At 36.9% G+C, this 23037-nt stretch carries 31 protein-coding genes; 8 read left to right on the top strand and 23 right to left on the bottom strand.

Going from position 1 to position 23037, the window contains the following annotated elements; translation table 11 throughout:
• Nucleotides 1-16: 16 nt before the first annotated feature.
• Together OQZ33_RS15225 and OQZ33_RS15230 are read right to left on the bottom strand one after the other, a co-directional pair.
• Nucleotides 17-574 (bottom strand): hypothetical protein, encoded by a 558-nt coding sequence (locus OQZ33_RS15225; RefSeq protein WP_265799932.1) that lies wholly within the window; start codon nucleotides 572-574, stop codon nucleotides 17-19.
• Complete coding sequence (locus tag OQZ33_RS15230) at nucleotides 575-781, bottom strand: hypothetical protein (RefSeq protein WP_265799933.1); 207 nt, start codon at nucleotides 779-781, stop codon at nucleotides 575-577.
• A gap of 142 nt (nucleotides 782-923) precedes the next feature.
• Between OQZ33_RS15230 and OQZ33_RS15240 the strand changes: the two genes are divergently transcribed.
• From OQZ33_RS15240 to OQZ33_RS15250, 3 genes are read left to right on the top strand one after another with little or no spacing between them, the layout of a single operon-like run.
• Nucleotides 924-2141, top strand: a complete 1218-nt coding sequence (locus OQZ33_RS15240) for a 3-deoxy-D-manno-octulosonic acid transferase (RefSeq protein ID WP_265799934.1) — start codon at nucleotides 924-926, stop codon at nucleotides 2139-2141.
• Nucleotides 2138-2308, top strand: a complete 171-nt coding sequence (locus OQZ33_RS15245) for a hypothetical protein (protein WP_265799936.1) — start codon at nucleotides 2138-2140, stop codon at nucleotides 2306-2308. Before OQZ33_RS15240 ends, OQZ33_RS15245 begins: the two co-directional genes overlap by 4 nt.
• Nucleotides 2309-2325: 17 nt before the next feature.
• Nucleotides 2326-2718: a hypothetical protein gene (locus OQZ33_RS15250; protein ID WP_265799938.1), complete on the top strand. Its 393-nt coding sequence runs from the start codon at nucleotides 2326-2328 to the stop codon at nucleotides 2716-2718.
• Here OQZ33_RS15250 and OQZ33_RS15255 read toward each other — a convergent pair.
• From OQZ33_RS15255 to OQZ33_RS15295, 10 genes are all read right to left on the bottom strand, one after another.
• Nucleotides 2715-3218: a gluconokinase gene (locus OQZ33_RS15255; protein WP_265799939.1), complete on the bottom strand. Its 504-nt coding sequence runs from the start codon at nucleotides 3216-3218 to the stop codon at nucleotides 2715-2717. The genes OQZ33_RS15250 and OQZ33_RS15255 overlap by 4 nt on opposite strands.
• A gap of 7 nt (nucleotides 3219-3225) precedes the next feature.
• Entirely contained in the window at nucleotides 3226-4236 is a 1011-nt protein-coding gene (gene hemH, locus OQZ33_RS15260) for a ferrochelatase (RefSeq protein WP_265799940.1), read from the bottom strand.
• A 96-nt stretch (nucleotides 4237-4332) separates the two neighbouring features.
• A complete protein-coding gene (locus tag OQZ33_RS15265) occupies nucleotides 4333-5007 on the bottom strand; it encodes a fatty acid desaturase (protein WP_265799941.1) in 675 nt (224 codons plus the stop codon).
• 82 nt (nucleotides 5008-5089) lie between these two features.
• Nucleotides 5090-5941 (bottom strand): 4-hydroxy-3-methylbut-2-enyl diphosphate reductase, encoded by an 852-nt coding sequence (locus OQZ33_RS15270; protein ID WP_265799942.1) that lies wholly within the window; start codon nucleotides 5939-5941, stop codon nucleotides 5090-5092.
• A gap of 87 nt (nucleotides 5942-6028) precedes the next feature.
• Nucleotides 6029-6157: a type II toxin-antitoxin system YoeB family toxin gene (locus tag OQZ33_RS24335; protein ID WP_323670579.1), complete on the bottom strand. Its 129-nt coding sequence runs from the start codon at nucleotides 6155-6157 to the stop codon at nucleotides 6029-6031.
• Nucleotides 6158-6218: 61 nt separating this feature from the next.
• Nucleotides 6219-6368 (bottom strand): DUF2683 family protein, encoded by a 150-nt coding sequence (locus OQZ33_RS24525; protein WP_416338757.1) that lies wholly within the window; start codon nucleotides 6366-6368, stop codon nucleotides 6219-6221.
• Between the two features lie 87 nt (nucleotides 6369-6455).
• Nucleotides 6456-7130: a carotenoid biosynthesis protein gene (locus tag OQZ33_RS15280; RefSeq protein ID WP_265799943.1), complete on the bottom strand. Its 675-nt coding sequence runs from the start codon at nucleotides 7128-7130 to the stop codon at nucleotides 6456-6458.
• Nucleotides 7100-8197, bottom strand: a complete 1098-nt coding sequence (locus OQZ33_RS15285) for a glycosyltransferase (protein WP_265799944.1) — start codon at nucleotides 8195-8197, stop codon at nucleotides 7100-7102. The genes OQZ33_RS15280 and OQZ33_RS15285 overlap by 31 nt, the downstream gene beginning before the upstream one ends.
• Entirely contained in the window at nucleotides 8194-8817 is a 624-nt protein-coding gene (locus OQZ33_RS15290) for a 1-acyl-sn-glycerol-3-phosphate acyltransferase (protein ID WP_265799945.1), read from the bottom strand. The genes OQZ33_RS15285 and OQZ33_RS15290 overlap by 4 nt, the downstream gene beginning before the upstream one ends.
• Before the next feature lie 85 nt (nucleotides 8818-8902).
• Nucleotides 8903-9409, bottom strand: coding sequence for a phosphoribosyltransferase family protein (locus OQZ33_RS15295; RefSeq protein ID WP_265799947.1), 507 nt, complete (start codon nucleotides 9407-9409; stop codon nucleotides 8903-8905).
• Nucleotides 9410-9537: 128 nt separating this feature from the next.
• Between OQZ33_RS15295 and OQZ33_RS15300 the strand changes: the two genes are divergently transcribed.
• Entirely contained in the window at nucleotides 9538-10242 is a 705-nt protein-coding gene (locus OQZ33_RS15300) for a head GIN domain-containing protein (RefSeq protein ID WP_265799949.1), read from the top strand.
• A gap of 118 nt (nucleotides 10243-10360) precedes the next feature.
• Here OQZ33_RS15300 and OQZ33_RS15305 read toward each other — a convergent pair whose 3' ends face one another.
• The 3 genes from OQZ33_RS15305 to OQZ33_RS24340 form a co-directional block, all read right to left on the bottom strand.
• A complete protein-coding gene (locus OQZ33_RS15305) occupies nucleotides 10361-10768 on the bottom strand; it encodes a hypothetical protein (RefSeq protein WP_265799950.1) in 408 nt (135 codons plus the stop codon).
• An 82-nt stretch (nucleotides 10769-10850) separates the two neighbouring features.
• A complete protein-coding gene (rlmD, locus tag OQZ33_RS15310; RefSeq protein WP_265799952.1) occupies nucleotides 10851-12284 on the bottom strand; it encodes a 23S rRNA (uracil(1939)-C(5))-methyltransferase RlmD in 1434 nt (477 codons plus the stop codon).
• Nucleotides 12285-12416: 132 nt separating this feature from the next.
• On the bottom strand, nucleotides 12417-12527 hold the full coding sequence (locus OQZ33_RS24340) for a hypothetical protein (RefSeq protein WP_056851986.1): 111 nt from the start codon (nucleotides 12525-12527) through the stop codon (nucleotides 12417-12419).
• A gap of 210 nt (nucleotides 12528-12737) precedes the next feature.
• Between OQZ33_RS24340 and OQZ33_RS15320 the strand changes: the two genes are divergently transcribed.
• On the top strand, nucleotides 12738-14441 hold the full coding sequence (locus OQZ33_RS15320; protein ID WP_265799955.1) for a M28 family peptidase: 1704 nt from the start codon (nucleotides 12738-12740) through the stop codon (nucleotides 14439-14441).
• A gap of 1 nt (nucleotide 14442) precedes the next feature.
• Complete coding sequence (crtD, locus tag OQZ33_RS15325) at nucleotides 14443-15924, top strand: 1-hydroxycarotenoid 3,4-desaturase CrtD (RefSeq protein WP_265799956.1); 1482 nt, start codon at nucleotides 14443-14445, stop codon at nucleotides 15922-15924.
• Between the two features lie 20 nt (nucleotides 15925-15944).
• Here crtD and OQZ33_RS15330 read toward each other — a convergent pair whose 3' ends face one another.
• From OQZ33_RS15330 to OQZ33_RS15345, 4 genes are all read right to left on the bottom strand, one after another.
• The gene (locus tag OQZ33_RS15330; protein WP_265799958.1) at nucleotides 15945-16544 is read right to left on the bottom strand and encodes a shikimate kinase; all 600 of its coding nucleotides are present in this window, start codon (nucleotides 16542-16544) and stop codon (nucleotides 15945-15947) included.
• 83 nt (nucleotides 16545-16627) lie between these two features.
• Entirely contained in the window at nucleotides 16628-17683 is a 1056-nt protein-coding gene (locus OQZ33_RS15335; RefSeq protein WP_265799959.1) for an ABC transporter permease, read from the bottom strand.
• A complete protein-coding gene (locus OQZ33_RS15340; RefSeq protein WP_265799960.1) occupies nucleotides 17683-18834 on the bottom strand; it encodes a BT_3928 family protein in 1152 nt (383 codons plus the stop codon). Before OQZ33_RS15340 ends, OQZ33_RS15335 begins: the two co-directional genes overlap by 1 nt.
• Nucleotides 18835-19377 carry a DUF1599 domain-containing protein gene (locus OQZ33_RS15345; protein ID WP_265800071.1) on the bottom strand — a complete coding sequence of 181 codons (543 nt, stop codon included), beginning with the start codon at nucleotides 19375-19377 and terminating at the stop codon, nucleotides 18835-18837.
• A 101-nt stretch (nucleotides 19378-19478) separates the two neighbouring features.
• On the opposite strand from OQZ33_RS15345, the gene folP reads away from it, so the two are divergent.
• Both folP and cdaA read left to right on the top strand, forming a co-directional pair.
• Entirely contained in the window at nucleotides 19479-20333 is an 855-nt protein-coding gene (folP, locus tag OQZ33_RS15350; RefSeq protein ID WP_265799961.1) for a dihydropteroate synthase, read from the top strand.
• Nucleotides 20334-20390: 57 nt separating this feature from the next.
• Nucleotides 20391-21182: a diadenylate cyclase CdaA gene (cdaA, locus tag OQZ33_RS15355; RefSeq protein WP_010602775.1), complete on the top strand. Its 792-nt coding sequence runs from the start codon at nucleotides 20391-20393 to the stop codon at nucleotides 21180-21182.
• Between the two features lie 133 nt (nucleotides 21183-21315).
• On the opposite strand, the gene OQZ33_RS15360 is transcribed toward cdaA, so the two are convergent.
• The 4 genes from OQZ33_RS15360 to OQZ33_RS15375 all read right to left on the bottom strand — a co-directional run bounded on the left by OQZ33_RS15360 (nucleotide 21316) and on the right by OQZ33_RS15375 (nucleotide 23031).
• Nucleotides 21316-21726 carry a BrxA/BrxB family bacilliredoxin gene (locus tag OQZ33_RS15360; protein WP_029275606.1) on the bottom strand — a complete coding sequence of 137 codons (411 nt, stop codon included), beginning with the start codon at nucleotides 21724-21726 and terminating at the stop codon, nucleotides 21316-21318.
• Nucleotides 21727-21822: 96 nt separating this feature from the next.
• Nucleotides 21823-22290, bottom strand: a complete 468-nt coding sequence (locus OQZ33_RS15365; RefSeq protein ID WP_265799965.1) for a CCC motif membrane protein — start codon at nucleotides 22288-22290, stop codon at nucleotides 21823-21825.
• A 2-nt stretch (nucleotides 22291-22292) separates the two neighbouring features.
• Nucleotides 22293-22616 (bottom strand): DUF2752 domain-containing protein, encoded by a 324-nt coding sequence (locus OQZ33_RS15370; RefSeq protein WP_265799966.1) that lies wholly within the window; start codon nucleotides 22614-22616, stop codon nucleotides 22293-22295.
• Nucleotides 22597-23031, bottom strand: a complete 435-nt coding sequence (locus tag OQZ33_RS15375) for a YkvA family protein (RefSeq protein WP_265799967.1) — start codon at nucleotides 23029-23031, stop codon at nucleotides 22597-22599. The genes OQZ33_RS15370 and OQZ33_RS15375 overlap by 20 nt, the downstream gene beginning before the upstream one ends.
• Nucleotides 23032-23037 lie beyond the last annotated feature (6 nt).

Raw genomic sequence — 23037 nt, forward strand, 5'->3', positions numbered from 1 at the left:
GCGATAGATCATGACTTTAACTTAATTCTTTTGGCAAATTCGATGCTTCGGCTGCCGATGCTAATTTAGAAGAATAGATTCTATCGAGCAAATTATTTAAGTTTTCCCTCAAATCAAACTGCAAATCTTCATGCAATTTATTGTACTTGTTAAAGGTTATTGTAACTGTTTTAATGTAAAACGCTGAAAACAAAATCATGTAATCTCTATAGCCAAAAATAGATTTACGGTAATCGAAAGGAATGATATTTAAAATGAAAAGCTTGAGTTCTACTTCTCCAATAGGATCTTTTGTAACCTTGTAAAAATGGTTAACCGATGTGATCATTTTCCGCACTTTAACTAAAGCCTCTTTTGCATTCAGTATTTTAAGTTCAGAAACTTGTTCGGTCGCATCGGTTTTGATTTTTTCTTTGCGGTCTTCCAGATCACTTTCGCTTTCTAAAAGTTTGTAGTGGAGATGTTCTGTGAGCACTTTATCTTTGGCTATTAAACGCAATAAGAGCTTATCTTTTTCTTTGATAGGCAAATCTGTAATGGCCGTTTTTAATTCTTTGTGCTCTGATAATTTCATTTAAAAAAGATTAGCCATAATGTATTTTTCCCACTTCCAAGCCGAACGCATCATTTCATTGATATCAAGATTCACTTTCCAGCCTGATTCATTATTTGATTTTTGCACATCGCCAAAAATCTGTACAATATCACCAGCTCTTCTTGGGCCGATTTTATAGTTAAGCTTTTCACTGGTAACATTTTCAAAGGCTGAATAATTTTCCAAACACATCGTTTGCTGTCTAGGATAAAAATGTTCCGGTAACCAACCCTACATATCCGCTACCAATAACGGCTATCTTGATATATTTTTAAGCTTTTTAAATATATTCGTTTTATCTTGGCCACGAAGATAGGAATTTACAACAATGCTTTTGCTTTACAGATTAGGAATTAGAGTTTACCAGGTGATTATTTTGATTTTTTCGCTATTTAATAGCAAAGCGAAATTATTTATAAAAGGCCGTAAAAACCTTTTTAATGAAATAAAACAACAGGTGGATGCCGGAGAAAAACATGTTTGGTTTCACTTTGCTTCATTGGGAGAATTTGAACAAGGAAGGCCGGTATTAGAAAAACTTTTGGCCCTTTTTCCAGCAAAAAAGATTGTAGTGACGTTTTTTTCTCCTTCGGGATATGAGATTAGAAAAAACTATCCGCTCGCAGATGTTTTTTACCTTCCAATTGACACCGCTCAAAACTCCAAGCGATTCCTGGAATTGATCAATCCAGAGATGGTTATCTTTACCAAATATGAATTCTGGTATTTTTATTTCGAAGAATTAAGAAATCGCAATATTCCACTCTATGTAATCTCGGGAATTTTTAGACCAAACCAAGTTTTTTTCAAATGGTATGGAGGTTTTTATCGCCAGATTTTAAAAGCAGTTTCCTATTTCTTTGTTCAGAATGAGGAAAGTAAAAGACTTTTGATCTCGATTGGATTGGTTAATGCAGTAGTGAGTGGCGATACGCGTTTCGATCGGGTGTATGAAAACGCTAAATCTCCTAAAAAGCTTACTGAAGTAGAAGCTTTCATCGGCAGTTCGCCAACATTAATTTGCGGAAGTACGTGGCTTGAAGACGAAAAATTATTATCGGCTTTACCTGAAAATTATCCTGATTGGAAATTTATTATTGCACCGCATGAAATTCATGAAAGCCATATCGAAAGTATCGAGAAGCAGTTTCCTTTGGGCAGTGTGCGGTTTTCGGTTCTCAATTCCAATAATCGAAGGCCAACCGCCGAATACCAAACGCTAATCGTAGACAACATTGGCATGCTTTCTTCTTTGTATCATTATGGGAAACTGGCTTATATTGGTGGCGGCTTTGGGGCTGGAATACATAATACACTCGAAGCTGCGGCATTTGGTCTACCTGTAATTTTCGGCCCGAAGTATGATAAATTCCAGGAAGCTAAAGATTTGATTGTACTCGGTGCGGCAAAAAGTATTTCTTCTGGTGAAGAGTTACTAACTGCATTCGAATTGTTTGCAGCAAACGAAACTGCTTCGATTGCTGCTAAAAAATATGTAGATGATCAAAAAGGAGCTACAGAAATTATCATTCAGCACATTTTATGAAAACCAAATTTATTGCATTTATCGGGCTTCTATTTGTCTTTCACACCAGCTTCGCTCAACGAATCGAATACACAAAAATTGCACTTGACAGCGTAATGATCGTCACGCCAATAGTTGATGCAGCTAAAAGGGACTATAGTGATTCTAACGTATTTATGCCGAATTAAGTTCAAAAATATCTAAAATGTTGTTCAATGTCATAAGAGAAAAACTTCCAAATACACGGTATGAGCAGGTATCTCATCTTGAAACACTTCCACAAAAAGAATATGTCAACATTACTCATAATTATCTCGCCTGGGCCAGATTGAAAAAAGCAAAAGATTTTTTCGATGCTCCGGCAAGTTTAATTCAACCCAATAGTAGGCATACACTTCACATCGCTTTCTCGGGCTACTATGGACCATCTTCGGAAAATGAAATTTTCGCCAATCTCTTCATATTAGATAACAAAATGAGGAAAATAATCTACTGTGACCTACTAAGCAGGAGCTTTACCGAAATCACAGATCAAAAAGCCGTGACGAAAGCAACCATTGAACTTATTGATAAGTACCTCGCTTATAAGGAAAACTAAACCAAATCAGCCTTAACAATATCATCCACAATTTCTGAAATTTCCTTATCTATAGAGACAATAAACACATCCTTTTCATCGGCTTGCGGTTCTTCCAAAGTATCAAACTGGCTTTGCAGTAAACTACTAGGCATATATTGGTGTGAGCGTTTCGAAATCCTATCAAAGATTAGCTCATAACTTCCCTTCAAATAGATGAAACCCATTTTCGGATTGGTTGTTCTTAGAATATCACGGTATTTACGTTTCAATGCCGAGCACGCAATAATACAAGTGGTTCCATGTTCGGCATGATCATGACCAACCTTTGCGATAAGATCTAACCAATCCAACCGATCTTCATCAGTAAGCGGAATGCCGGCAGCCATTTTATCTACATTTCGTTGAGTATGCAAATTATCACCGTCAATAAATTCAGCGTTGAGGTTTGGGGAAAGGGATTTACCAATAACCGTTTTGCCACTACCAGAAACCCCCATTAAAATGATAAATCTTGCCATTCTTAATTTATTTAATCATCCCGGCAAGTGCCTCAATAAATACCGGACTATCATTTAAACTTTCTACCAACTGAACATGTTCGCCACCTAAAGCTTTAAATTCTTCCTGGTATTCCACTGTAATTTCGTAGAGTGTTTCTAAGCAATCGGCTACAAAAGCAGGACTGAAAACAAGTAACCGTTTTTTTCCCTCAGCGGCTAATTTCTTTAAAACATCGGTTGTGTAAGGCTGCACCCAAGGTTCTTTACCTAAACGAGATTGAAAACAAACAGTATATTTTTCTTTTGGCAAGTTCAATTCGGCCGCAATTAATCTCGCGGTATCATGGCCTTGCGCTGAGTAACAAAATTTATTTGTATCGTTTAATGTCTTGCAGCAATCAGCGCTTTTTAAGCAGTAGTTTCCGGTATGATCACATTTAAGCAATTGTCTTTCCGGTAATCCATGAAAACTAAATAATACATGATCATAATTTGCTACTCCATGACGACGGGCATTTTCTGCGAACAGTTTAATCATCAGCTCATTATCATGAAATGAATTAACAAAAGATATTGGTGGTACAGTTTGCCACTTGCTTACCAGCTCCATCACCAATTGGATAACGGAACCAGAACTCGCTGAAGCATATTGAGGAAACATTGGGATCACTTGAATGCTTTCTACCAAACCCGCCTTCAAGTTTCCCAGCGCCGAAGATATGGAAGGACTTTGGTAACGCATGGCTAACTCCACATGATAATCATCACCTAATCTATCTTGCAACATTTTTGCCTGCAAGCGACTATAATACAATAGTGGGGAACCATTTTCATTCCAAATTTCCTTGTATAATTTGGCTGTTTTAGGGCTACGGAACGGAACAATAATGCCTTTCACCAATAATGTTCTGTTCAACTTAGGAATATCGATTACCCTTTCGTCCATCAAAAATTGATCGAGATATTTTCTAACATCTGCGGTTTGTGGACTATCAGGCGTTCCTAAATTTACCAGTAAAATTCCCTTCTTGCTCATTTAATTATAGAATATGTTTAGTACCGCAAATATCGCCTTTTTGGCGTCAAATATGGTGTTGTAAGTATCAAGATTTGGTAAAAACCTTTGCTGAATTTATTTGGTTTTGTACAATTGCCACCAAGGCATATGCGGCTTCTGATGATGTTCTAAATGATAACCGAAAAAATAGCAGGTAATAAAAGCTATAGAATGATTTTTTTGCAAGGTTGATGCATGATGCTCGTTGTCATGTTCACCTTTATGAGGTACGTAAGTACCGAAATAGAAAAGTTGAAAGGTGCTGAGCAACGATGGCAATACCCAAAAAAGCAGCAAATTTTCTTGTTTCACCCAGATTTGAAGAACATTGAAAGCAACCGCCATGATAACCAACTGAATAATGGTAACGTAGTTCATCATGAAGCTAAAATACCATTTCCAAAAACCATGAGGTGCAAAATCAGGATCATTGACCGTGTGAACGTGATTATGATGATTGTGGTGTTTTGAGTAGAGTTTATTGTAGAAAAAACCTGCGTAAAGAAATACCGATAAATAGCCGAAAAAATTATTGATGTTTTTATTTGCAGATATAGTACCATGCATTGCATCATGAGCCGTGATAAACAAACCGGTGTATAAGTGCATTTGTACAAAAATCATTATATAGACTAATGGATTGTTCCAATTGAAATCCCACCTCAAAAGAAAATACAACGAAATAAACCAGCATAAAATTACGATAGAAGCTACTATTACACCAAGAAACGAGCTTTGATTTTTTCCCACGAGGATACCTTTAGTATGATTTATAGCTGAACTGCAATAATTTAAACAGTTAACATTCAAAAAGGTTATCTAAAAATTTGAATTAGTAGTGCTCCAATGCAACCTTTACCTTTTCCATTAACCACATTGGAGTTGATGTAGCGCCACAAATCCCCACTTTATTATTTGCTGCAAACCAGTTTTGATCCACCTCCTCTACATTGGAAACGAAATAGGAATTATCATTATACTTTTTGCAAACATCATAAAGCACCTTTCCGTTGGATGATTTTTTACCCGAAACAAAAACGATTTTATCATAATTACTTACAAAATTTTCCAATTCTTCGTAACGGTTAGATACTTGTCTGCAAATGGTATCATTTGCTTTAACTTCATAACCTCTGGATATGAGTTCATCTTTAATATGATAGAACTTATCAGTACTCTTTGTAGTTTGGCTATAAAGGGTAAATTTTGAAGGCAGATCTACCTGATCAAGTTCTGCTAAATCCTGGAAAACAATTGCTTTTCCATCCGTCTGGCCTTGCAGACCAATCACTTCAGCATGACCGTGTTTCCCAAAAATCAAAACTTGTTCGTCATCATCATGAGAGTTTTTAATCCTGTTTTGTAATTTTAATACAACCGGACAAGAAGCATCGATAAGGGTTAGATTATTTTCTAAAGCCAATTGGTACGTTGAAGGTGCCTCGCCATGCGCCCTAATTAAAACTTTCTCATTTTTAAGGTTTTTCAAAACATCATGATCGATGATTTTCAACCCTTTTTTAGTTAACCTTTCAACTTCTTCGTCGTTATGGACAATATCGCCAAGGCAATACAGATAGCCTTCACTTTCTAAAATATCTTCGGCCATTTCTATGGCGTAAACCACGCCGAAGCAAAAGCCTGATGATTTATCGATATTGACCTGTAAGTTTAAATTGCTCATTTTATCTCAGGATTAGTTATTTATCGTGGTAATGTCCTCTAGCAGAAATTACAAATACAGTAATAATCTCTTCATCGATTCTATAGACTAACCTATCTTTTTATTTATTTGTCTTGACCAATAGCCAGAAAATTCAAATTTTAATTTTTCAGGTTTACCTACACCTGATGCTGGATGAATACTTAATTCTATAAAAATTTGCTGGTTTTTTTTAATGGCAGCTTTATCTCCTTATTTAAGTATCTCAGTTAATTGCTTTTAGCTTGATCTGTAATGTCTACAAAATACTTCCCCATATATTTTGAACATCCTTAACCCTGGTTAGACGTCCATTTTTTATATCCTCTTCCCCTTTGGCTATTTCAATTATAAATTCAGGACTATAGCTGTTCTCTTTTTTAAAAGTTACATTCAATGCTTGTAACACGCCTCAATAACCAAAAGCTGCTTTTTATTCTTAGGCTGTACGATTAGTGTTTCCATAATATAAAATTACTTAAATAACTTCACAAAATTAAGCAAAAATATTTGTTCCGGTTGTCATGTATAAAACAACAAAAAAAATTAATTGCGAAGCAAACATAGTAACACCAATATATTTCTGTTGTTTTAAACCTAAGGCATAGTAAAACTTAAGCAATATCACAGAAACGATAAACCAAGCCACAAAGTTCTGTCCCGGAATTTCGTGCAGGTCCCAGTGCCAATAATCAAATTTCATGGCTACGGGTTCAATAAAATAATCGAGTGTTACCAGCGCCACAGCACCAAGTAATGATGCGATAATGGTATTTCTAACCTTAAAGTTTTTCATCATCTGGCCGATGCTGAAAATTAAAATCACCCAGTTAACTCCCATCAATAGTGGAACTGCTGCAATTTTATAGCCTAATGTATCTCCGTAATAGTAGCATCCGAAAATTTTACCCGTGTGTACGCCTAAAACTTCTACTAAATAGCCACTGAGGAAAACGCCTGAAACGAATAGCAGTAAACGTTTGACATCTGCATTGTAAGAAAAAATAATCACAGCAAACATCAACAACAAATGGAACGGAACCAATCGAGTAAAATAGGGTTGGGTAGCTGGAATCAGAAAGCCAATCATCCCTACCAAATGGAATATAACAATAATAGCAACTGCAATTCTTTTAATTTTTAAATCGCTTTGATCGTTCTGCCCTTCCATGTGCCTTGTTTAAGAATGTGTTTTTTTATAGAGATTAGTGATATTACCAAAAACAATAACATCTGTAAAGGATGTAAAATCAAATTTATAAAAACATTTTGTCCTGATAAATAAGAGATCATCATTCTACTTAAAATGATTAATGTTATTGGCAAGGCAAGCAGATCAAAGTTAAAGTTAAACAACAATATGATTGGCCCTACAATTACCAAAAGCTGGTAAATTAGTAATATTAAAATGTTATTACCAAAACCTGCAAGCAAATTTTTACTAAAGCCGGAAAGGCACTCAGCAAGGTTTTTATACATGCGGCAATGAATCAGCTGGTTACCTAAGAGTGCTTCTGCTGTGTAATTTGATTGTTTCACCAATTTTATGATCTCTACATCCTCTACAACCTGTTTCTTTACCTGTTCATGCCACTGATTTTCGTGGTAGTTTTTAGCATTGAAAAACATGCATTGTCCACTGGCCGCGGCAAAAGCCGGATTGGCAGAGAATTTAACCAACCGCAGTGGGAGTAAGTTTAACAGGATAAAATGCATTAATGGAACGGTTAGTTTTTCGCCAAGTGTTTTCATTACCTGATTGGTAAAAACACTCAGCAATGCTAGTTGGCCAACCTCCATTCGTTCAATTAAGCTATTTATCAATCCACGTTTTATTGATTCATCTGCATCGAGGAAAAAAAAATATTTTCCAGTAGCTAATTCAGCCAGCTGATAGCAAGCGTAGTTTTTTCCCAGCCATCCCGTTGGAAGCACTTTGCCCTTAACAACCCTGAAATTTTGATTCTTATTGGCGAAGTTTTCAACTAAGTTGTAGGTATCGTCGGTACTATCGTCATCAAGAACAATTACCTCATAATTTTTATAATCCTGGTTGCGAATAGATTCTAGCAAAAGAACTATATTTTCAGCTTCATTTCTTGCAGGAATGAGCATCGAAACCTTATCGTGATAGTGCTTAACTGTTCGTGGCAGCTTCGGATTAGACAAAAAGTTGAATACCGTGACCGAAAACCTAATCACCAGGAAAATTAAAACTGCGTAAATAAAAATTGTCATTCAGTAATTTGTGTTTGTTTAACAAGCGACTGATAGTAATGTTTATTGTATTCGCTTTTTAATAACTGCAAGCTTACATACTCTTCGTTAGTCCAATTTTGCAGATAAGTATAAGCAGAAGGTTTTCGTTTTGAAAAATAGTCAATAAATGTTGCGGCGAACACAACGTTAAGCTTCTTTTTACTGGCATTGATTACCTGCATCACTCCTTTTTCAAATTTGACAGTCTTTTCATGATTCGAATGTAATTTCCCCTGCGGAAAAATAAGAACCAAATTCTGTGGATCATCTAGCAGTTTACCAGCATAATCAAGTGTGGCCAATACATCTTTACCCCTCGTTTCTGGCGCAAAGGCTCCGAGGTATTTTAAAAACCCAACTTTTTTATAGTTATCAGCATTAACCAACACATAAAATTGTTTCTTGAAAACTTTCTTATTGAGATAAAATATAAAAAAACCATCCCACCAACTGAAATGATTACTCAGAATTAGAATAGAAGACGCTGTATCCAATGCTGCTTCATCATATTTAAATGCGGCAAAATCTTTCCTGATGATGAATTGAATATACCAGGAAAAAAAATTAAAAATGATTGTATTCTTTTTGGGCTGATACATGCATGAAAGTTGCAAAAAATTGAGGTGAATTGCAAACTGGAGTGTGAGATATTAATGATTAAAGAGAATATGAAAGGGATAAAGATTAACTTAAGTAAACCCGATCCTCTTCGCCTTCTACATCCATTACCACATCTACATGTTCTTTTAAAATCGTAGCTAATTCTAAGCCAACAAAATCAGTTGCTATCGGGAAAATTTTATGACTTCTATCTACTAAAACTACCGTACGAATTTTTTTATGTGGCGTATTGAGGAATACACCAAGGCCATAGGCCAGTGTTTTACCACTATTGAGCACATCATCAACAATAATTACCACCTTATTTTTCCAATAACTTTCATCCAAATCGGTACTGGCAATTAGCCTACTGCTCTCTTTCTGTAAATCAATACGTAACAAAGTCAGCTTAAAAGGGGAAATTTTCTTCAAAACCTTTTCTAAACGAAGCGCAAGTTTATATCCCCGATCCCAAATTCCAGCCAGTACAATCTCTTTTTCGTTCAAATTATCTTCTAAAATTTGGTAAGCGATACGATCTATCTTTTGTTGGATTTGTTTTTTATTAAGAATAAGTAGTTGCGATGCCATTGTATAAAAAGGTTGAATACAAAAAGAACGATTTTAAGGCTGAAATTCAAACTATTTGAAAAATAATTTCGATTGCTTGCAACGTTTTGGCTATGGATGCGTCTAATCAATAACCAAAAACAAAACCCATGAAGTCATTAATTAAATCATCCGCCTTTTTGTTCATTATAGTGATGAGCTATATGGCAAAGGCACAAGAGTCAAAAAATTATCCCGTAAAAAACTTTAACAGTGTCGGAGTAAGTAGTGGCATAGATTTGTATTTAACTCAAGGCGGTAGTGAAGCAGTTACCATAAAATCGGATGCAGAAACCCTGAAAGATCTTATTGTTGAACAAAACGGCAGTAACATTTCTATCAAATTTAAGGATGGGATTAACTGGAGCGGGATGTTTAAAAACCGAATAATTAAGGCTTATGTGAATTATAAAACCTTAAACGCTTTAGCGGCTTCAGGTGGATCTGATGTTTTCACTCAAAATCAGCTAAAAACCGATAAGTTGGCTATCCAATCTTCTGGCGGATCAGATTTGAAGCTGAATGTAGTTTGTAAGGATTTAACCATCCAATCTAGCGGTGGTAGCGATATCGATTTAACAGGAAAAGCTGAAAATATGAGCATTCAATCAAGCGGCGGAAGCGACATTGATGCTTACGAATTTGTTACGGATTATGCCAAGGTACAAGCCTCAGGGGGTTCTGACGTAAACTTATATGTAAATAAAGGTTTAGAAGCTTCAGCCAGCGGCGGTGGCGATGTGAGTTATAAAGGAAATGCTTCTTTGAAGAAAACCTCAAAGTCAAAAAGTGGCGATGTACACCACGTCAATTAAGAACTTAGTTTAGTTAATGATAAAATTAGCCGCTTTGTGGATGCAAAGCGGCTCTTTTTTAAAACTGATTTTAGATTTTAATTCAACACATCTATAATAATCCTTACACCTTAACCCTCTACCCCTTTTTATAAGGATAATAGATAAAATTAGCGCCTTCGGGTACCACTACAAATACGCACATAAAATCTTCGGGCCTCTTGTAAACCTTTAAAAAAGCTTCCTTTTTATCTTTCTTAATGATCCCTTTTTCTACGAATTCTTCCAAAGTAGAGGCTTGTATTGTCCAATCTGTATTCAACTCTTCTTTATTTAGAATTAACTCTCCAATATTAACCTCATGTTGATGTGCAATAAAAATTGGATGCGCAGAAATTCCCTCCACCATAATTTCTATTGAAACTTCTTTAATGGCATCAGCATAAAATTCAAGGTCCTTTTCTAAACTTACCAGAGGACTCTCCTGCTTTTTCTGCGGTTGTCCACTATCTTCTGGTGTTGCACTTAATAATTCTTCTCTATCCATTTTTAATGTTGAATTTTGAATGTTTGATTGAATGAATTTTAACAAGCAATCTTCACATTCAGTCATTTATCATACACCAATTCTATCCTTTTAATTTCAACAGAACTACATTTTCTACGTGTTGCGTATGTGGAAACATATCAACGGGCTTGATTCGGGCAACGTCATATTTAGCGCTTAACAGTTCCAAATCTCGGGCCTGGGTTGCTGCATTGCAACTTACATATACAATTTTTTCCGATTCCATCTCCAGCAAGCGCTGCACCACATCTGCATGCATCCCTGCTCTTGGCGGATCGGTAATCACTACATCAGGTTTACCATGAGTCAAGATAAATTCTGAAGTTAAAATGTCTTTCATATCGCCAGCGTAAAAAATGATATTATCAATTCCATTCAATTGCGCATTGAATTTAGCATCCTCGATGGCTGTTGGCACATATTCTACCCCAACCACTTGTTTTACATGTTTAGCAATGAAGTTAGCAATGGTTCCGGCTCCGGTATATAAATCGTAAACCAGTTCATCGCCTTTAAACCCTGCAAAATCTCTTGTAATCTTATACAATTCGAAAGCTTGTTCCGAATTGGTCTGGTAAAAAGATTTCACCCCAATTTTGAAGCGGATAGCTTCCTCTCCTGGCAAACCAGAAGGCATTTCTTCGAAAATATGATCGCGACCAGCAAAAACATTGACGTTCTGATCAAAAATAGTATCATTTTTCTTCTGGTTGATGATATACAGAAGTGAGGTAATTTGAGGAAATTCTGTTTTCAGGAAGTTCATTAAGCCATCAATCTGCTCTTGTTCAGGATAAGCAAATACCACTGCAACCATCACCTCTCCTGTGCTAGAAGTACGAATGATCAGATTTCTTAAAACCCCTTCATGATTACGTAAATCATAAAACGATAATCCTTTTTCTAAAGCAAATTTACGTACGGAATTCCTGATGGAATTTGATGGTTCATCTTGCAGATAACAATGTTGAATATCCAAAATTTTATCAAACCGCAAAGGAACGTGAAAACCCAGTGCATTCATATCAAAATCTTCATCCCGCTCCACATCGGTTCTTTCTAACCAACGTTTATTCGAAAAAGTAAATTCTAACTTATTGCGGTAATATCTATTTTTAACAGAACCTAAAATAGGCTCAGCATTGGAAGTATCTATCTTACCCAGTCGCTGTAAAGCTGCCTCCACATTTTTCTGCTTAAACTTCAATTGCGAATCGTAACCCATGTGTTGCCATTTGCAACCGCCGCAAGTTCCGAAATGAGGACAAAAAGGATCGGTGCGCAATGCTGATTTCTCATGCAATTGATCAATAACTGCTTCAGCAAAATTCTTTTTCTTTTTAGTTAAACGAACGTCGACCACATCGCCTGGAACGGCTTTATCAACAAATATAACCAACTCATCGGCTTTGCCTACACCTTTTCCTTCTTCAGCAATATCAATTATATGTACGTTTGGAACTATTGTTACCGTACCTGGTTTTCTTCTACTCATTATTTTGCAAAGATAGAAAAAAGAGGCTAAAGGTTGAAGATAGAAAGGTCAAAGCCAGAAAAACCTAGACACAGGGGTGCAACATTCCACTTGAACAGGAACTGTTACTTTAGAAAATTTGATTTGAAAAAATTATTTCCCAAAAATTTTAAATGCGGTTTCCCAGAAACCTTCAAGCCAATTAAATTTTAGGTCGAACTTTTCATCTACCAATACAGAAAACTCTAATATTTCTTTGCTCATGATAAAAAACCTATCTATTTACACAATAATACAAAATTCATACCGAAAACCATAACGGTATTAGTTAACTTTATGTTAATTTTACATCAGTTGGTTAAAAGTTTATTTGTGCTTCAGATTTTATTCATGTGGCAGGCCTTTAGCTGCAAAGCGGAGAACAATTTTAGTCACAACTGAATATTCTTAGTATATTTCACCTTTTAATTCGAAATGAAAATAAGGATACTTTTCGCTCTTCTTCTTGCGGGATTGGCAGGATTTGCTCAAAATACTACTGACGGCTATTTCATATTAACCAGAAATGGTTTCAAAGAAAAAAACGCTTACGAAACCACAGCTTTTATTGAGAAATATTTTCGCGTTCCTGGAAATAGCGGCTTCAATGCAAGTATTTATTATGTAGAAAACATTCTTAAAAGAGCGGGATTTGTTGCAGAAACACAAAACGAATTAGAGGCACCCCTGACCTACCGAATTGAAAAGCGACCGCTCAAAAACAATACCTGGGAACCTATAGATGCGAGTGTAGAAATTCTTGGAGAACAGCAGCCGTTAATTTCTTTTAAAACCAACCGGAACATGATTCCTATAAACTGCAAATCTACATCTCTTGGTGGCGTTACGGCAGATGTGATATTGGTAAATAATTTAAAACCGCCTGAGTTAGAAAAGCTGGATCTTCAAGGGAAAATTATTTTTTCTGAGAATCATCCAGGGCGATTATTGGCTATTGCAACAAAAGCAGGCGCAATTGGTGTTCTTGGCTATTCCATGCCGAAATATACGCAACCAGAAGTACATCAAACCTCCATACAATTTGGGAGTATGAAGGCCGATAGTGAAGTTTGGACTTTACTTTTATCTTATGCTGCCAAAGAGAAACTTAAGGCGGCTTGTTTAAAAGGTTCGACAAAGTTGAAAGTTAATATTCAAACCAAAATCTATCCTTCGGAAGAATTAACAATTGTAGCAAATGTAAGAGGCGCAGTGAAAGCTAATGAACGATTCGTTTTCAGTGCGCATGTGCAAGAACCTGGTGCTAACGACAATGCGAGTGGCGTAGGCACATTAGCCGAAATGGCCAGACTAACAGCCGAACTTTATCAAACGAAAAAACTTATACCACAACGAACCCTAACTTTTTTATGGGGCGATGAAATTGTATCGACAAAGCGATACATTGTTGAAGATACCACCCGGGCAAAAGGCATTATGTGGGGAATGAGTTTAGATATGGTTGGCGAGGATACCAAAAAAACAGGCGGATCATTCTTGATCGAAAAAATGCCTGACCCATCAGCCATTTGGACGAGAGGAATAGATAAACATACTGAATGGGGCGCTGGCGAAGTTTCGGAGAAGAACCTGTTTCCACATTATTTCAACGATTTTATTTTTGATATCTGCAAAGCTCAAGGAAAATTTGCCAACTGGACGGTAAATTACAATCCTTTTGAAGGAGGAAGTGATCACACCCCATTTCTTCAAAACAAAATTCCAGGATTGCTGATGTGGCACTTCACCGATGTATTTTACCATACAGATAATGACCGATTAGACAAAGTTTCTCCAACGGAAATGAAAAACGTAGGCATTAGCGGATTAACCGCAGCTTACACCCTAATTTCTGCAGATGAAAATACCGCTCTAACCACCGTTAAACAAGTTAAATCTGATGCATTGATTCGTTTAAAAACGGAATTCGAACTCAGTAAAAAAGCAATAACTGAAGGAAAATCGGCAGCCGATGAAAAACACATTTTAGAAGTATGGAGCAAATGGTACGTTGACGCCTTGGCCACTATTAATAAAATGCCAGTTAAAGCTGAAACCACCCGTGTAGGTTCGACAATAAAGTTTGCAACGAATGAAATTGAGAACCAAACAAAAGTTTATCTCGAAGAGTTGAAGTAAGATGCCTGAGCAAAAAGCCATTGTTATTGGAGCAGGAATTGCAGGAATAGCTTCTGCAATTAGATATGCTGTAAAAGGTTTTGATGTAGAGGTTTTCGAAGCCAATGCTTATGCTGGTGGAAAACTCGCTGAAATCAATTTTCAAGGTTTTAGGTTTGATGCCGGTCCGAGTTTGTTTACCATGCCACAATATGTGGATGAACTTTTCCAGCTGGCCGGGAAAAACCCGAAAGATTATTTTGAGTACGAACGCCTGGATGAAGTTTGCAGATATTTTTATGAAGATGGTTTACGGCTAACTGCGCATACTGACGCAAATAAATTCGCCGCGGAAATTGAAGCGAAAACAAAATCTGATGCCAAAGAAATCCATCAGTTTCTTAGAAAAAGTAAAACCATTTATGAAGTCACGAATAAAGTATTTTTACAAAGATCACTTCATAAGATCAAAAGTTATTTGCACTGGGATACGCTTAAATCGGTTTTTCGTTTCGGACAAATCGATGCTTTTAGAACCCAGGCAAAGGCAAACCAAAGCTTTTTTAAAGATGAGCGAATTGTACAGCTTTTTAACAGATACGCTACTTACAACGGTTCAAACCCGTATCGGGCACCTGCGACTTTAAATGTGATACCGCATTTCGAATATCATTTCGGCGCTTTTATTCCAAAAAAAGGAATGTACAGCATTACGACTTCATTGGTAAAGCTAGCAGAAGATCTGGGTGTTAAATTTCATTTTAACTCCAAAGTAAGCGAAGTTGTTTATACCAAAAAGAATGGAACGTTAGTGGTTGAAGGCATCATTTGCAACGAACAAAAAAGTGCTGCGCGAGTGGTTATTTCTAACCTCGACGTTTGGTTTACCTATCGGAACTTACTAAAGAATTTTCCAGCGCCGGAAAAATTATTAATTCAGGAACGGAGCAGTTCTGCCTTAATTTTTTACTTGGGAGTTAAAGGGAGTTACCCAGAACTGGATTTGCACAATATCCTTTTCGCGGGAGACTACAAAGCTGAGTTTGATACCATTTGGAAAGACAAGACCATTTACGCTGACCCAACAATTTACATCAATATCACTTCAAAATACATTAAAACGGATGCTCCTGATGGCTGTGAAAATTGGTTTGTGATGATTAATGTTCCTGCAAACGTTGGCCAAAACTGGGAGGAGTTGATCGCTACTGCCAGGCGAAATATCACCGATAAAATAAAGAGGATTTTAAAAGTTGATATTGGTGAGCTCATCGTAGCTGAGCAAATCCTGGACCCAAGAAGCATAGAATCCAAAACCGGATCTTATCAGGGATCTTTATATGGAAATAGCTCAAATAACCAGTTTGCTGCATTTCTGCGGCATGCAAATTTTAGTTCTACAATAAAGGGGCTTTATTTTTGCGGCGGTAGTGTTCACCCAGGAGGTGGAATTCCGTTGGCACTACTTTCGGCTAAAATAATAGATCAGGATTTAACGAATTAGCTAATTAATAAATAAGCCAATTAGCTAATTTTATTTTTTATTGTTTCTTCCAATTGCTCAGCATCCAGATCAAAAGCATCGACAATTATTCTAGCCTTCATGTAAAAAGGGTTGCGCTCTTCTAACTTTACTTCAATAAAAGCTAAAAGCTCTTCATCGTTCAAATCTTTAATCAATGGTCGTTTTTGGCGGTTATGTAGTCGTGAAACCAGAGCTGCAGGTTCCATTTGGAGGTAAACCGTTGTTCCGTTGGCATTCATCCAATCCATATTATCGAAAAAGCAAGGCAAGCCGCCACCTGTTGCAACCACACAAGTCTTAGGATAATCAAAAGTTTTAAGCATCTCACTTTCAAAATTCCTAAACCCACTTTCGCCAAATTCTATAAAATATTCGGCGATCGTTTTGCCTGATTTGCTTACAATTTCAGCATCCAGATCAACAACAGGACATTCTAACCGATGCGCCAACTGTTTTGCTTTGGTACTTTTACCGCAACCCATATATCCAATGAGGAAAATTAATCCCTCAGCCCTTAAATGGGAATTTGAATTGCTAACCACTAAATCCCCTAAAGGGGACTTCTCCTTTTTATCGTACCCTGAATTTTCATCAGCCATATATAATGTTTAATTTTTTATTTCTTTTTTATGTTGTCGCTATTTCCATCTCGCCTGCGGTTCCCCCTTCGGGGGGTTGGGCGCTAAGCCAATTTTACTCTTGGATCAACGTAAGCATAAAGTATATCTACCAGAATATTGATTACCACAAACACAAAAGCGATAAATAAGATAGAGCCCATGACTACTGGAAAATCTGACATTTCTAACGCAGTTACAGTAGTTCTGCCTAAACCATTATAGCCAAAAATATATTCTACAAAGAAAGAACCGGCAAGCAATGAAGCAAACCAACCCGAAATGGCGGTAATTACCGGATTCATAGCATTCTTTAAAGCATGTTTGTAAATGATTGCGTTTTTACTTAGTCCTTTGGCTCTTGCTGTTCTGATATAATCCTGTGCTAAAACATCAAGCATAGCGCTTCTGGTAAGCTGTACAATGATGGCAAGTGGCCTCAAACCCAGCGTAATCATTGGTAACCAAAGATTTCTTAGTGTTAAAATTTCTCCACTAAAAGGATCGTAAGAATACAGGCTTCCGCTCATTTTCAAACCCGTATAGTCGCTTAATACGAAACCAAAAAGCCAGGCTATGATGATTCCGGCAAAGAAAGAGGGTGCCGAAATACCCAGAATGGCGAAAGCATTGGCAGCTTTATCAATCCATGAATCTTTGTAAACGGCAGACAATACGCCTAAAAACACACCAATAATGGTCGCAAAAATCATTGCGGTAAGCGCTAATACAAAGGTATTTGGAACGGTTTCTGATAAAATTGCCGTTACATCGCGTTTAGTCTGGTAAGAGCTTCGCAGATAAGGCCACTTTAATACCATTGCTTTTTGATCGAATCCGATTAATTTGGCGTAATGATATTTGGCTTGAGTTACACTATCATTGTCCAAAATGCTTATCGGTGAAAGATCATTTACATAAAGTACAAATTGCATGGGCTTTGAACGATCTAAACCAAATTCCTTTCTCACTGCTTCCAGCGATTGAACATCAGCTCGCTGACCCATCGTCATCCGGGCCGGATCGCCCGGCAAAATATTAAAGAGTACAAAAACAACCAATACTACGCCCGCCATTACCAGCAAGCCATACATCAGTTTTTTTATAGCATATGCAATCATTATCTATCGAAATATTTTCGGCTCAGTTGATCAAAGGTAGGCACATTGTGATAGTGCCATTTGTTAATCACTACGCCATTTTTGAGTAACAGAATTCCTGGGTTTGCCCGCACCATGCTTTTCAATGGAACAGCATCAGCGTAAAAAACCTCTGAGAAAAGGTTATTCTTTTTAATAAACGCTTCTGCATCCTGAGCTGAATTTGCCGTTAATAAAACCGTGCGAATATTAAACTGTTGCGTCGCATTTATTGCCAGTGCATTGAGCTTTCCAACTGCAGCCTGGTTGGCATTTTTTAAATCATAAGCAACGAAAATCAAAGTATAGTATGGATTTTCAATGAGCTCTTTTGTATAATCGGTGCCGGAAGCATCAGTAATTTTTAAATCTTTTATCTTCGGCTCATAGCCTTTTTTAACCAGGCGCTGCACCGGCTCACCAACGATTTCCCAATTATTATCTTTCCAAATTTCGGTTTTTAGATAGGCTTTATCGCTCATATCCTTCTCTTCTTTGGTTTTCTTATTTACCAGATGATACATAATTTCATACTCATCTGGTTTTTCGCCTGGCGGAATAATCATTTGAGACGGGATGTGCACTCCCACTTTATACGGTAAAAAATCTATTATCGGTAAAACGTTATAAGTGAAAATTCCAAAACCTAAAGCCACGAGCATGATGAGGATTGCAATATTTCGCTGAATAGCTGGCTTGGTAAAAACTGGTTTAATTTGGTGTTTATTGAAGAAAATAACCAATATCAAAGCGAGCAAAATTAAATCTTTACTGAACGACTGCCACGGTGTAAGCGGTATGGCATCGCCAAAGCAACCGCAACTGGTAACCACCTTAAATGCAGCTGATACGAAAGTAAGTAAGGTAAAAAAAATGATAAGGACAAGTAAACCCCAGGCCACTTTTCTGCTCCAGAAACCTAAAAGAAGCAGTGCGCCAAGTATAATCTCAAGTGTGCAGAGCAAAATCGCAATCCCTGTTGCTGCACCACTCAAAAAATTTAGATGGAAAACTTCAAAATACTCCTGCAACTTATAGCCGAAACCCAATGGATCGTTAGCCTTTATTAGACCTGAAAATATAAAGAGAACACCAACGAAAATTCTTGAAATATTTAAGATTATATTCTTCATCTACTTTACGCCTAGTTTAATTAATGCAAACACGGAGTAGTTTAGCATATCCTGATAGTTTGCTTTTACACCTTCTGAAGCAAGTGTTTGGCCTTCGTTGTCTTCAATTTGCTTTACGCGAAAAACCTTCATCAATATTAAATCAGTTAAAGAACTGATCCGCATGTCTCTCCAGGCTTCGCCATAATCATGGTTTTTTGCAAACATCAGGTTTTTGGTTTCCTCAATCTTTGCATCGAATTGGAGTTCAACCTCGCCGTAAGGCATTTCATTTGGGTCAGTTTCCGATAACTCCATTTGCATCATCGCAATAACGCAATAATTTACAATTCCAATATATTCAGAGATGATGCCTTCGCCTACCAGACTAACTTTTTTCTCCTCTAAAGTGCGGATGCGTTGTGCTTTGATAAAAATCTGATCAGTGATTGAACTTAACCTTAAAATACGCCAGGCCGTTCCATAATCCTTTGTTTTTTTTAGAAATAAAGATCTGCAAACCGCGATCACTTCATCAAATTCTTCAGCAGTATTTGTTTGTATCAAAATCAATAAATTATTAGTTTTAGTGTATTTTTGTCTAGATTGAACAAAAGCTAAAGATACATTTTTATAGCGAAACCCAAATCCCGAAAGGGTTTATTATGTCAGAAAAAAACTTTTTAGAAGCCCAGCAAAGTATAAACGCTAAGGGACGAATAATTGATTTAAGTGAGCCTAAAGTGATGGGGATACTAAACATTACCCCAGATTCTTTTTTCGGTGAAAGCAGAACCAAATCAATTCATGAAGCGCTTTCCAAAGCAGAAAAATTTTTGAAAGAAGGCGCTACGTTTATTGATATTGGCGGATATTCATCGAGACCCGGAGCTGCTGATGTATCAATTGAAGAAGAGTTATATCGCACTGTTTCAGTAGTTGAGGCCATTTCAACCATGCTTCCGGAAGCAGTTATTTCTATCGATACTTTTAGAGCCAAAGTGGCCGAAGAAACTGTTTATGCTGGGGCACACATTGTCAATGATATTTCTGCTGGCGATCTGGACGAGGGAATGTTCGAAATGGTAGCCACGCTAAAAGTTCCATACATGATGATGCATATGCAGGGCACACCACAAACCATGCATCAAAACCCTCATTACGAAAATGTAACCTTAGAAGTCGTAGATTATCTGGCTAAGAAAGTGGCCCAACTTCGAGCACTTAAGATACACGACCTAATTATTGACCCAGGTTTTGGTTTTGGAAAAACACTCGAACACAATTATCAATTGCTTAAGGAAATGGAAGCTTTCAAACTATTTAAACTCCCGGTTTTAGTTGGTTTCTCAAGGAAGGGTATGATTCATAAAGTATTGGGGACAACTGCAGCGGATGCATTAAACGGCACCACGGTTTTAAATACCATTGCTTTGCAAAAAGGAGCTAAAATATTAAGGGTTCATGATGTAAAGGAAGCTGTTGAATGTGTGAAATTGGTCGAAAGGCTTCAGGGTTAATCTCACATATCATACTGAAAATTGTAAACTGATAACTGTTTTAGTATCTTGTGACTGATGAAAGGTTTTGATTTTGATTTTCTTAAGGTATCGCCAACAGATGTAGTAGACATTGTACTTGTTGCAATATTGATTTACTACGTTTACACACTGATACGCAATACGTTGGCGGTAAACTTATTGGTCGGCATGTTTATTATCACAGTTTTTTACTGGATAGTAAAGGCCCTTCACATGGAATTACTCACTACCATCATAGAGAAATTTATGAGCGTTGGGATCATTGCGCTGATTGTTATTTTTCACCCTGAAATCAGACGTTTTCTTTTGCTTATCGGCAAAAATGCATTTCTGCAAAAAAATAAAGCTTGGTGGGGTTACTTATTTGGCCGCAAGGAAATTGAGCGGAATAATTTAACCCGGATAAAACCCATTATCGATGCCTGTAAAACAATGAAAAAAACTCGTACAGGGGCGTTGATTGTGTTTGTAAAATTTTACGACGAACAATTTTTTGCCAATAGCTGTGAGGTTGTTGATGCGAAAATTTCGAAAAGGCTCCTGGAAAGTATTTTTCAAAAAAACAGTCCGTTGCATGATGGCGCTGTTGTGATTTCGGAAAATAAAATTAAAAGTGCCAGTTGTATTTTGCCTTTAACAGATAACGACCAACTGCCTTCTCAATTTGGGTTAAGACACCGGGCTGGTATTGGTGTGTCTGAAACTACTGACGCAGTAGCGGTAATTATTTCAGAGGAGACAGGAGAAATTTCTTATGCCAAACAAGGACGAGTGAGAATGAATGTTTCTTTCGGAGAGCTGGAGAAATTGCTTAATAAAGATTTTTAAGAGAAAAGAACAAAAATTAAAGAGCAAGGAACAAAGAACAAAGATCCAAAAGCTAAAAAAGCTGGTAAAATAAAAGAGCAAGGATTTATAGACATTGAATCTTTAATCCTTACTCTTTTATCCTTGTTCCTAACTAGCAATATTGTTCAAAAGCGCCAATCAGGTTATCTGCAATCATTTGTGCAGGGCGACCTTCAATTTGATGACGCTCGATCATATGAACCAATTTACCATCTTTAAATAAGGCCATTGCAGGAGATGACGGAGGAAAAGGCATCATGTAATTTCTAGCCTGATCTACAGCTTCTTTTTCCATTCCGGCAAAAACTGTTACCAATTTATCTGGATGTTTTTCGTGAGCTGCTGCTGCTCTTGCTGCAGGCCGGGCATTAGCCGCGGCACAACCGCAAACCGAATTCACTACAACCAACACAGTGCCCTCGCCTTTAATGGCTTGGTCAACATCTTCTGCGTTTTTTAACTCTTGAAAACCTACGTTAGTTAATTCCTTACGCATTGGTTCTACTAAATATTCTGGATACATTATCGTTAGTTTTTATTTACAATTTGAATGGTACAAAAATAAGAAAATCGGATGGTATGCACCATCCAATTTATATTTTTAAGGTAAAATTAGCACCTAGTTAAATCCTTTGAAAAATCTATCGTAAGCCTCTGGGTGGGTAATGGCACCAGCTATAATTAACACGAAGAAGATAATAAAAAGTAAACTCAATATCGTCGCAATCATCCCGCAGATTTTACCTGCTTTAGCATTTTTAAATGATGATTCAGTATACATGGTTGGGTTTAAATGATATTTTTTTACATCGCTACCACCAAGTGCCCAGGCAATGATACCAAATATTAGACCGAAAATGCCATAGAAACAACATGCCGGAAGCGCCAAAATCCCTAAAACTAAAGCTACCGTAGCATTTGGAAGATTTTGCTGACCGCCCATTCCACCGAATTGACCAAATGGAGGTGGTTGCTGAAAAGGTGGTGGAGTTATTGGTCCAAAACCAGAAGGAGGAGTGTTAGGTTGTTCTGGTTTATTTAAATCAATTGGATTATTTTGTGGCGGATTTTGCTGTTCTTCTGACATAGTCAAGCGATAAGTTGATGGGTATATATTTTGTAAATGTAGTTTATAAACACAATTGCTGCAATACCTAAAAATGCGAATTTTATTACAGAAGCGCCCAATTTAAAATCGAATTTTAAATGAAATGCGGTAAAGATGATGATGAAAATTAAAGGAATGGTGGCCGGATAATACTTAAATGAAGCAAGGAAATCGCCTTCCAGAAGTGAAACTATAGACCGCTGCAAACCACAACCCGGGCAATCATAACCGAAATAGCTTTTGAAAGGGCAAGCTAAAAGATGGTGGCTTAGCCAATCGATAAAACTAAGTTGTTGAAGGATCATCTAATTTGCCGATAACTTTCAGTTGAGCATCTTTCCATATTTTGTACTTTTCCAGGTCTTTTAAAACTTGTTTATATACTAAATTAAGTACAAAAATATCGTCCATAAAACCTAAAAGTGGAACAAAATCCGGAACGATATCCAAAGGAGAAAGAAAATATATAATTCCTCCCAAAATAGCAACGATAGATCTTTTTGGGATTTCGGTATAGTCGCCGTTTACATAATCTTTTGCCACGCCAAATAGCAAAACCATTTTAGTCCAAACCCCATCAAGATCGCTTTTATTATTTATGGCTTTGCCCAAAGCATCTTTAATTGTGCCACTTGCTTTAGATTTGTCGTTCAAAATCAACGTTGCTCTGTTTTCAGATTTCTTAAAAAAATCTAAAACTCTCTTCCTGTTAAATCTCATAAATAA

It is taken from the genome of Pedobacter sp. MC2016-05, from assembly GCF_026239735.1.
GTDB lineage: Bacteria > Bacteroidota > Bacteroidia > Sphingobacteriales > Sphingobacteriaceae > Pedobacter.

Coding starts and splice junctions, on each gene's coding strand:
- OQZ33_RS15245 (WP_265799936.1), top strand. CDS start 2,138: ATGAAAACCAAATTTATTGCATTTATCGGGCTTCTATTTGTCTTTCAC.
- OQZ33_RS15225 (WP_265799932.1), bottom strand. CDS start 574: ATGAAATTATCAGAGCACAAAGAATTAAAAACGGCCATTACAGATTTG.
- OQZ33_RS15305 (WP_265799950.1), bottom strand. CDS start 10,768: ATGGATAGAGAAGAATTATTAAGTGCAACACCAGAAGATAGTGGACAA.
- OQZ33_RS15375 (WP_265799967.1), bottom strand. CDS start 23,031: ATGAGATTTAACAGGAAGAGAGTTTTAGATTTTTTTAAGAAATCTGAA.
- OQZ33_RS15240 (WP_265799934.1), top strand. CDS start 924: ATGCTTTTGCTTTACAGATTAGGAATTAGAGTTTACCAGGTGATTATT.
- OQZ33_RS15330 (WP_265799958.1), bottom strand. CDS start 16,544: ATGGCTGATGAAAATTCAGGGTACGATAAAAAGGAGAAGTCCCCTTTA.
- OQZ33_RS15360 (WP_029275606.1), bottom strand. CDS start 21,726: ATGTATCCAGAATATTTAGTAGAACCAATGCGTAAGGAATTAACTAAC.
- OQZ33_RS24340 (WP_056851986.1), bottom strand. CDS start 12,527: ATGAGCAAAGAAATATTAGAGTTTTCTGTATTGGTAGATGAAAAGTTC.
- crtD (WP_265799956.1), top strand. CDS start 14,443: ATGCCTGAGCAAAAAGCCATTGTTATTGGAGCAGGAATTGCAGGAATA.
- folP (WP_265799961.1), top strand. CDS start 19,479: ATGTCAGAAAAAAACTTTTTAGAAGCCCAGCAAAGTATAAACGCTAAG.
- OQZ33_RS15320 (WP_265799955.1), top strand. CDS start 12,738: ATGAAAATAAGGATACTTTTCGCTCTTCTTCTTGCGGGATTGGCAGGA.
- OQZ33_RS15365 (WP_265799965.1), bottom strand. CDS start 22,290: ATGTCAGAAGAACAGCAAAATCCGCCACAAAATAATCCAATTGATTTA.
- OQZ33_RS15295 (WP_265799947.1), bottom strand. CDS start 9,409: ATGGCATCGCAACTACTTATTCTTAATAAAAAACAAATCCAACAAAAG.
- OQZ33_RS15300 (WP_265799949.1), top strand. CDS start 9,538: ATGAAGTCATTAATTAAATCATCCGCCTTTTTGTTCATTATAGTGATG.
- hemH (WP_265799940.1), bottom strand. CDS start 4,236: ATGAGCAAGAAGGGAATTTTACTGGTAAATTTAGGAACGCCTGATAGT.
- OQZ33_RS15280 (WP_265799943.1), bottom strand. CDS start 7,130: ATGGAAGGGCAGAACGATCAAAGCGATTTAAAAATTAAAAGAATTGCA.
- OQZ33_RS15335 (WP_265799959.1), bottom strand. CDS start 17,683: ATGATTGCATATGCTATAAAAAAACTGATGTATGGCTTGCTGGTAATG.
- OQZ33_RS15290 (WP_265799945.1), bottom strand. CDS start 8,817: ATGTATCAGCCCAAAAAGAATACAATCATTTTTAATTTTTTTTCCTGG.
- OQZ33_RS15340 (WP_265799960.1), bottom strand. CDS start 18,834: ATGAAGAATATAATCTTAAATATTTCAAGAATTTTCGTTGGTGTTCTC.
- rlmD (WP_265799952.1), bottom strand. CDS start 12,284: ATGAGTAGAAGAAAACCAGGTACGGTAACAATAGTTCCAAACGTACAT.
- OQZ33_RS15250 (WP_265799938.1), top strand. CDS start 2,326: ATGTTGTTCAATGTCATAAGAGAAAAACTTCCAAATACACGGTATGAG.
- OQZ33_RS15270 (WP_265799942.1), bottom strand. CDS start 5,941: ATGAGCAATTTAAACTTACAGGTCAATATCGATAAATCATCAGGCTTT.
- OQZ33_RS15285 (WP_265799944.1), bottom strand. CDS start 8,197: ATGACAATTTTTATTTACGCAGTTTTAATTTTCCTGGTGATTAGGTTT.
- cdaA (WP_010602775.1), top strand. CDS start 20,391: ATGAAAGGTTTTGATTTTGATTTTCTTAAGGTATCGCCAACAGATGTA.
- OQZ33_RS15255 (WP_265799939.1), bottom strand. CDS start 3,218: ATGGCAAGATTTATCATTTTAATGGGGGTTTCTGGTAGTGGCAAAACG.
- OQZ33_RS15370 (WP_265799966.1), bottom strand. CDS start 22,616: ATGATCCTTCAACAACTTAGTTTTATCGATTGGCTAAGCCACCATCTT.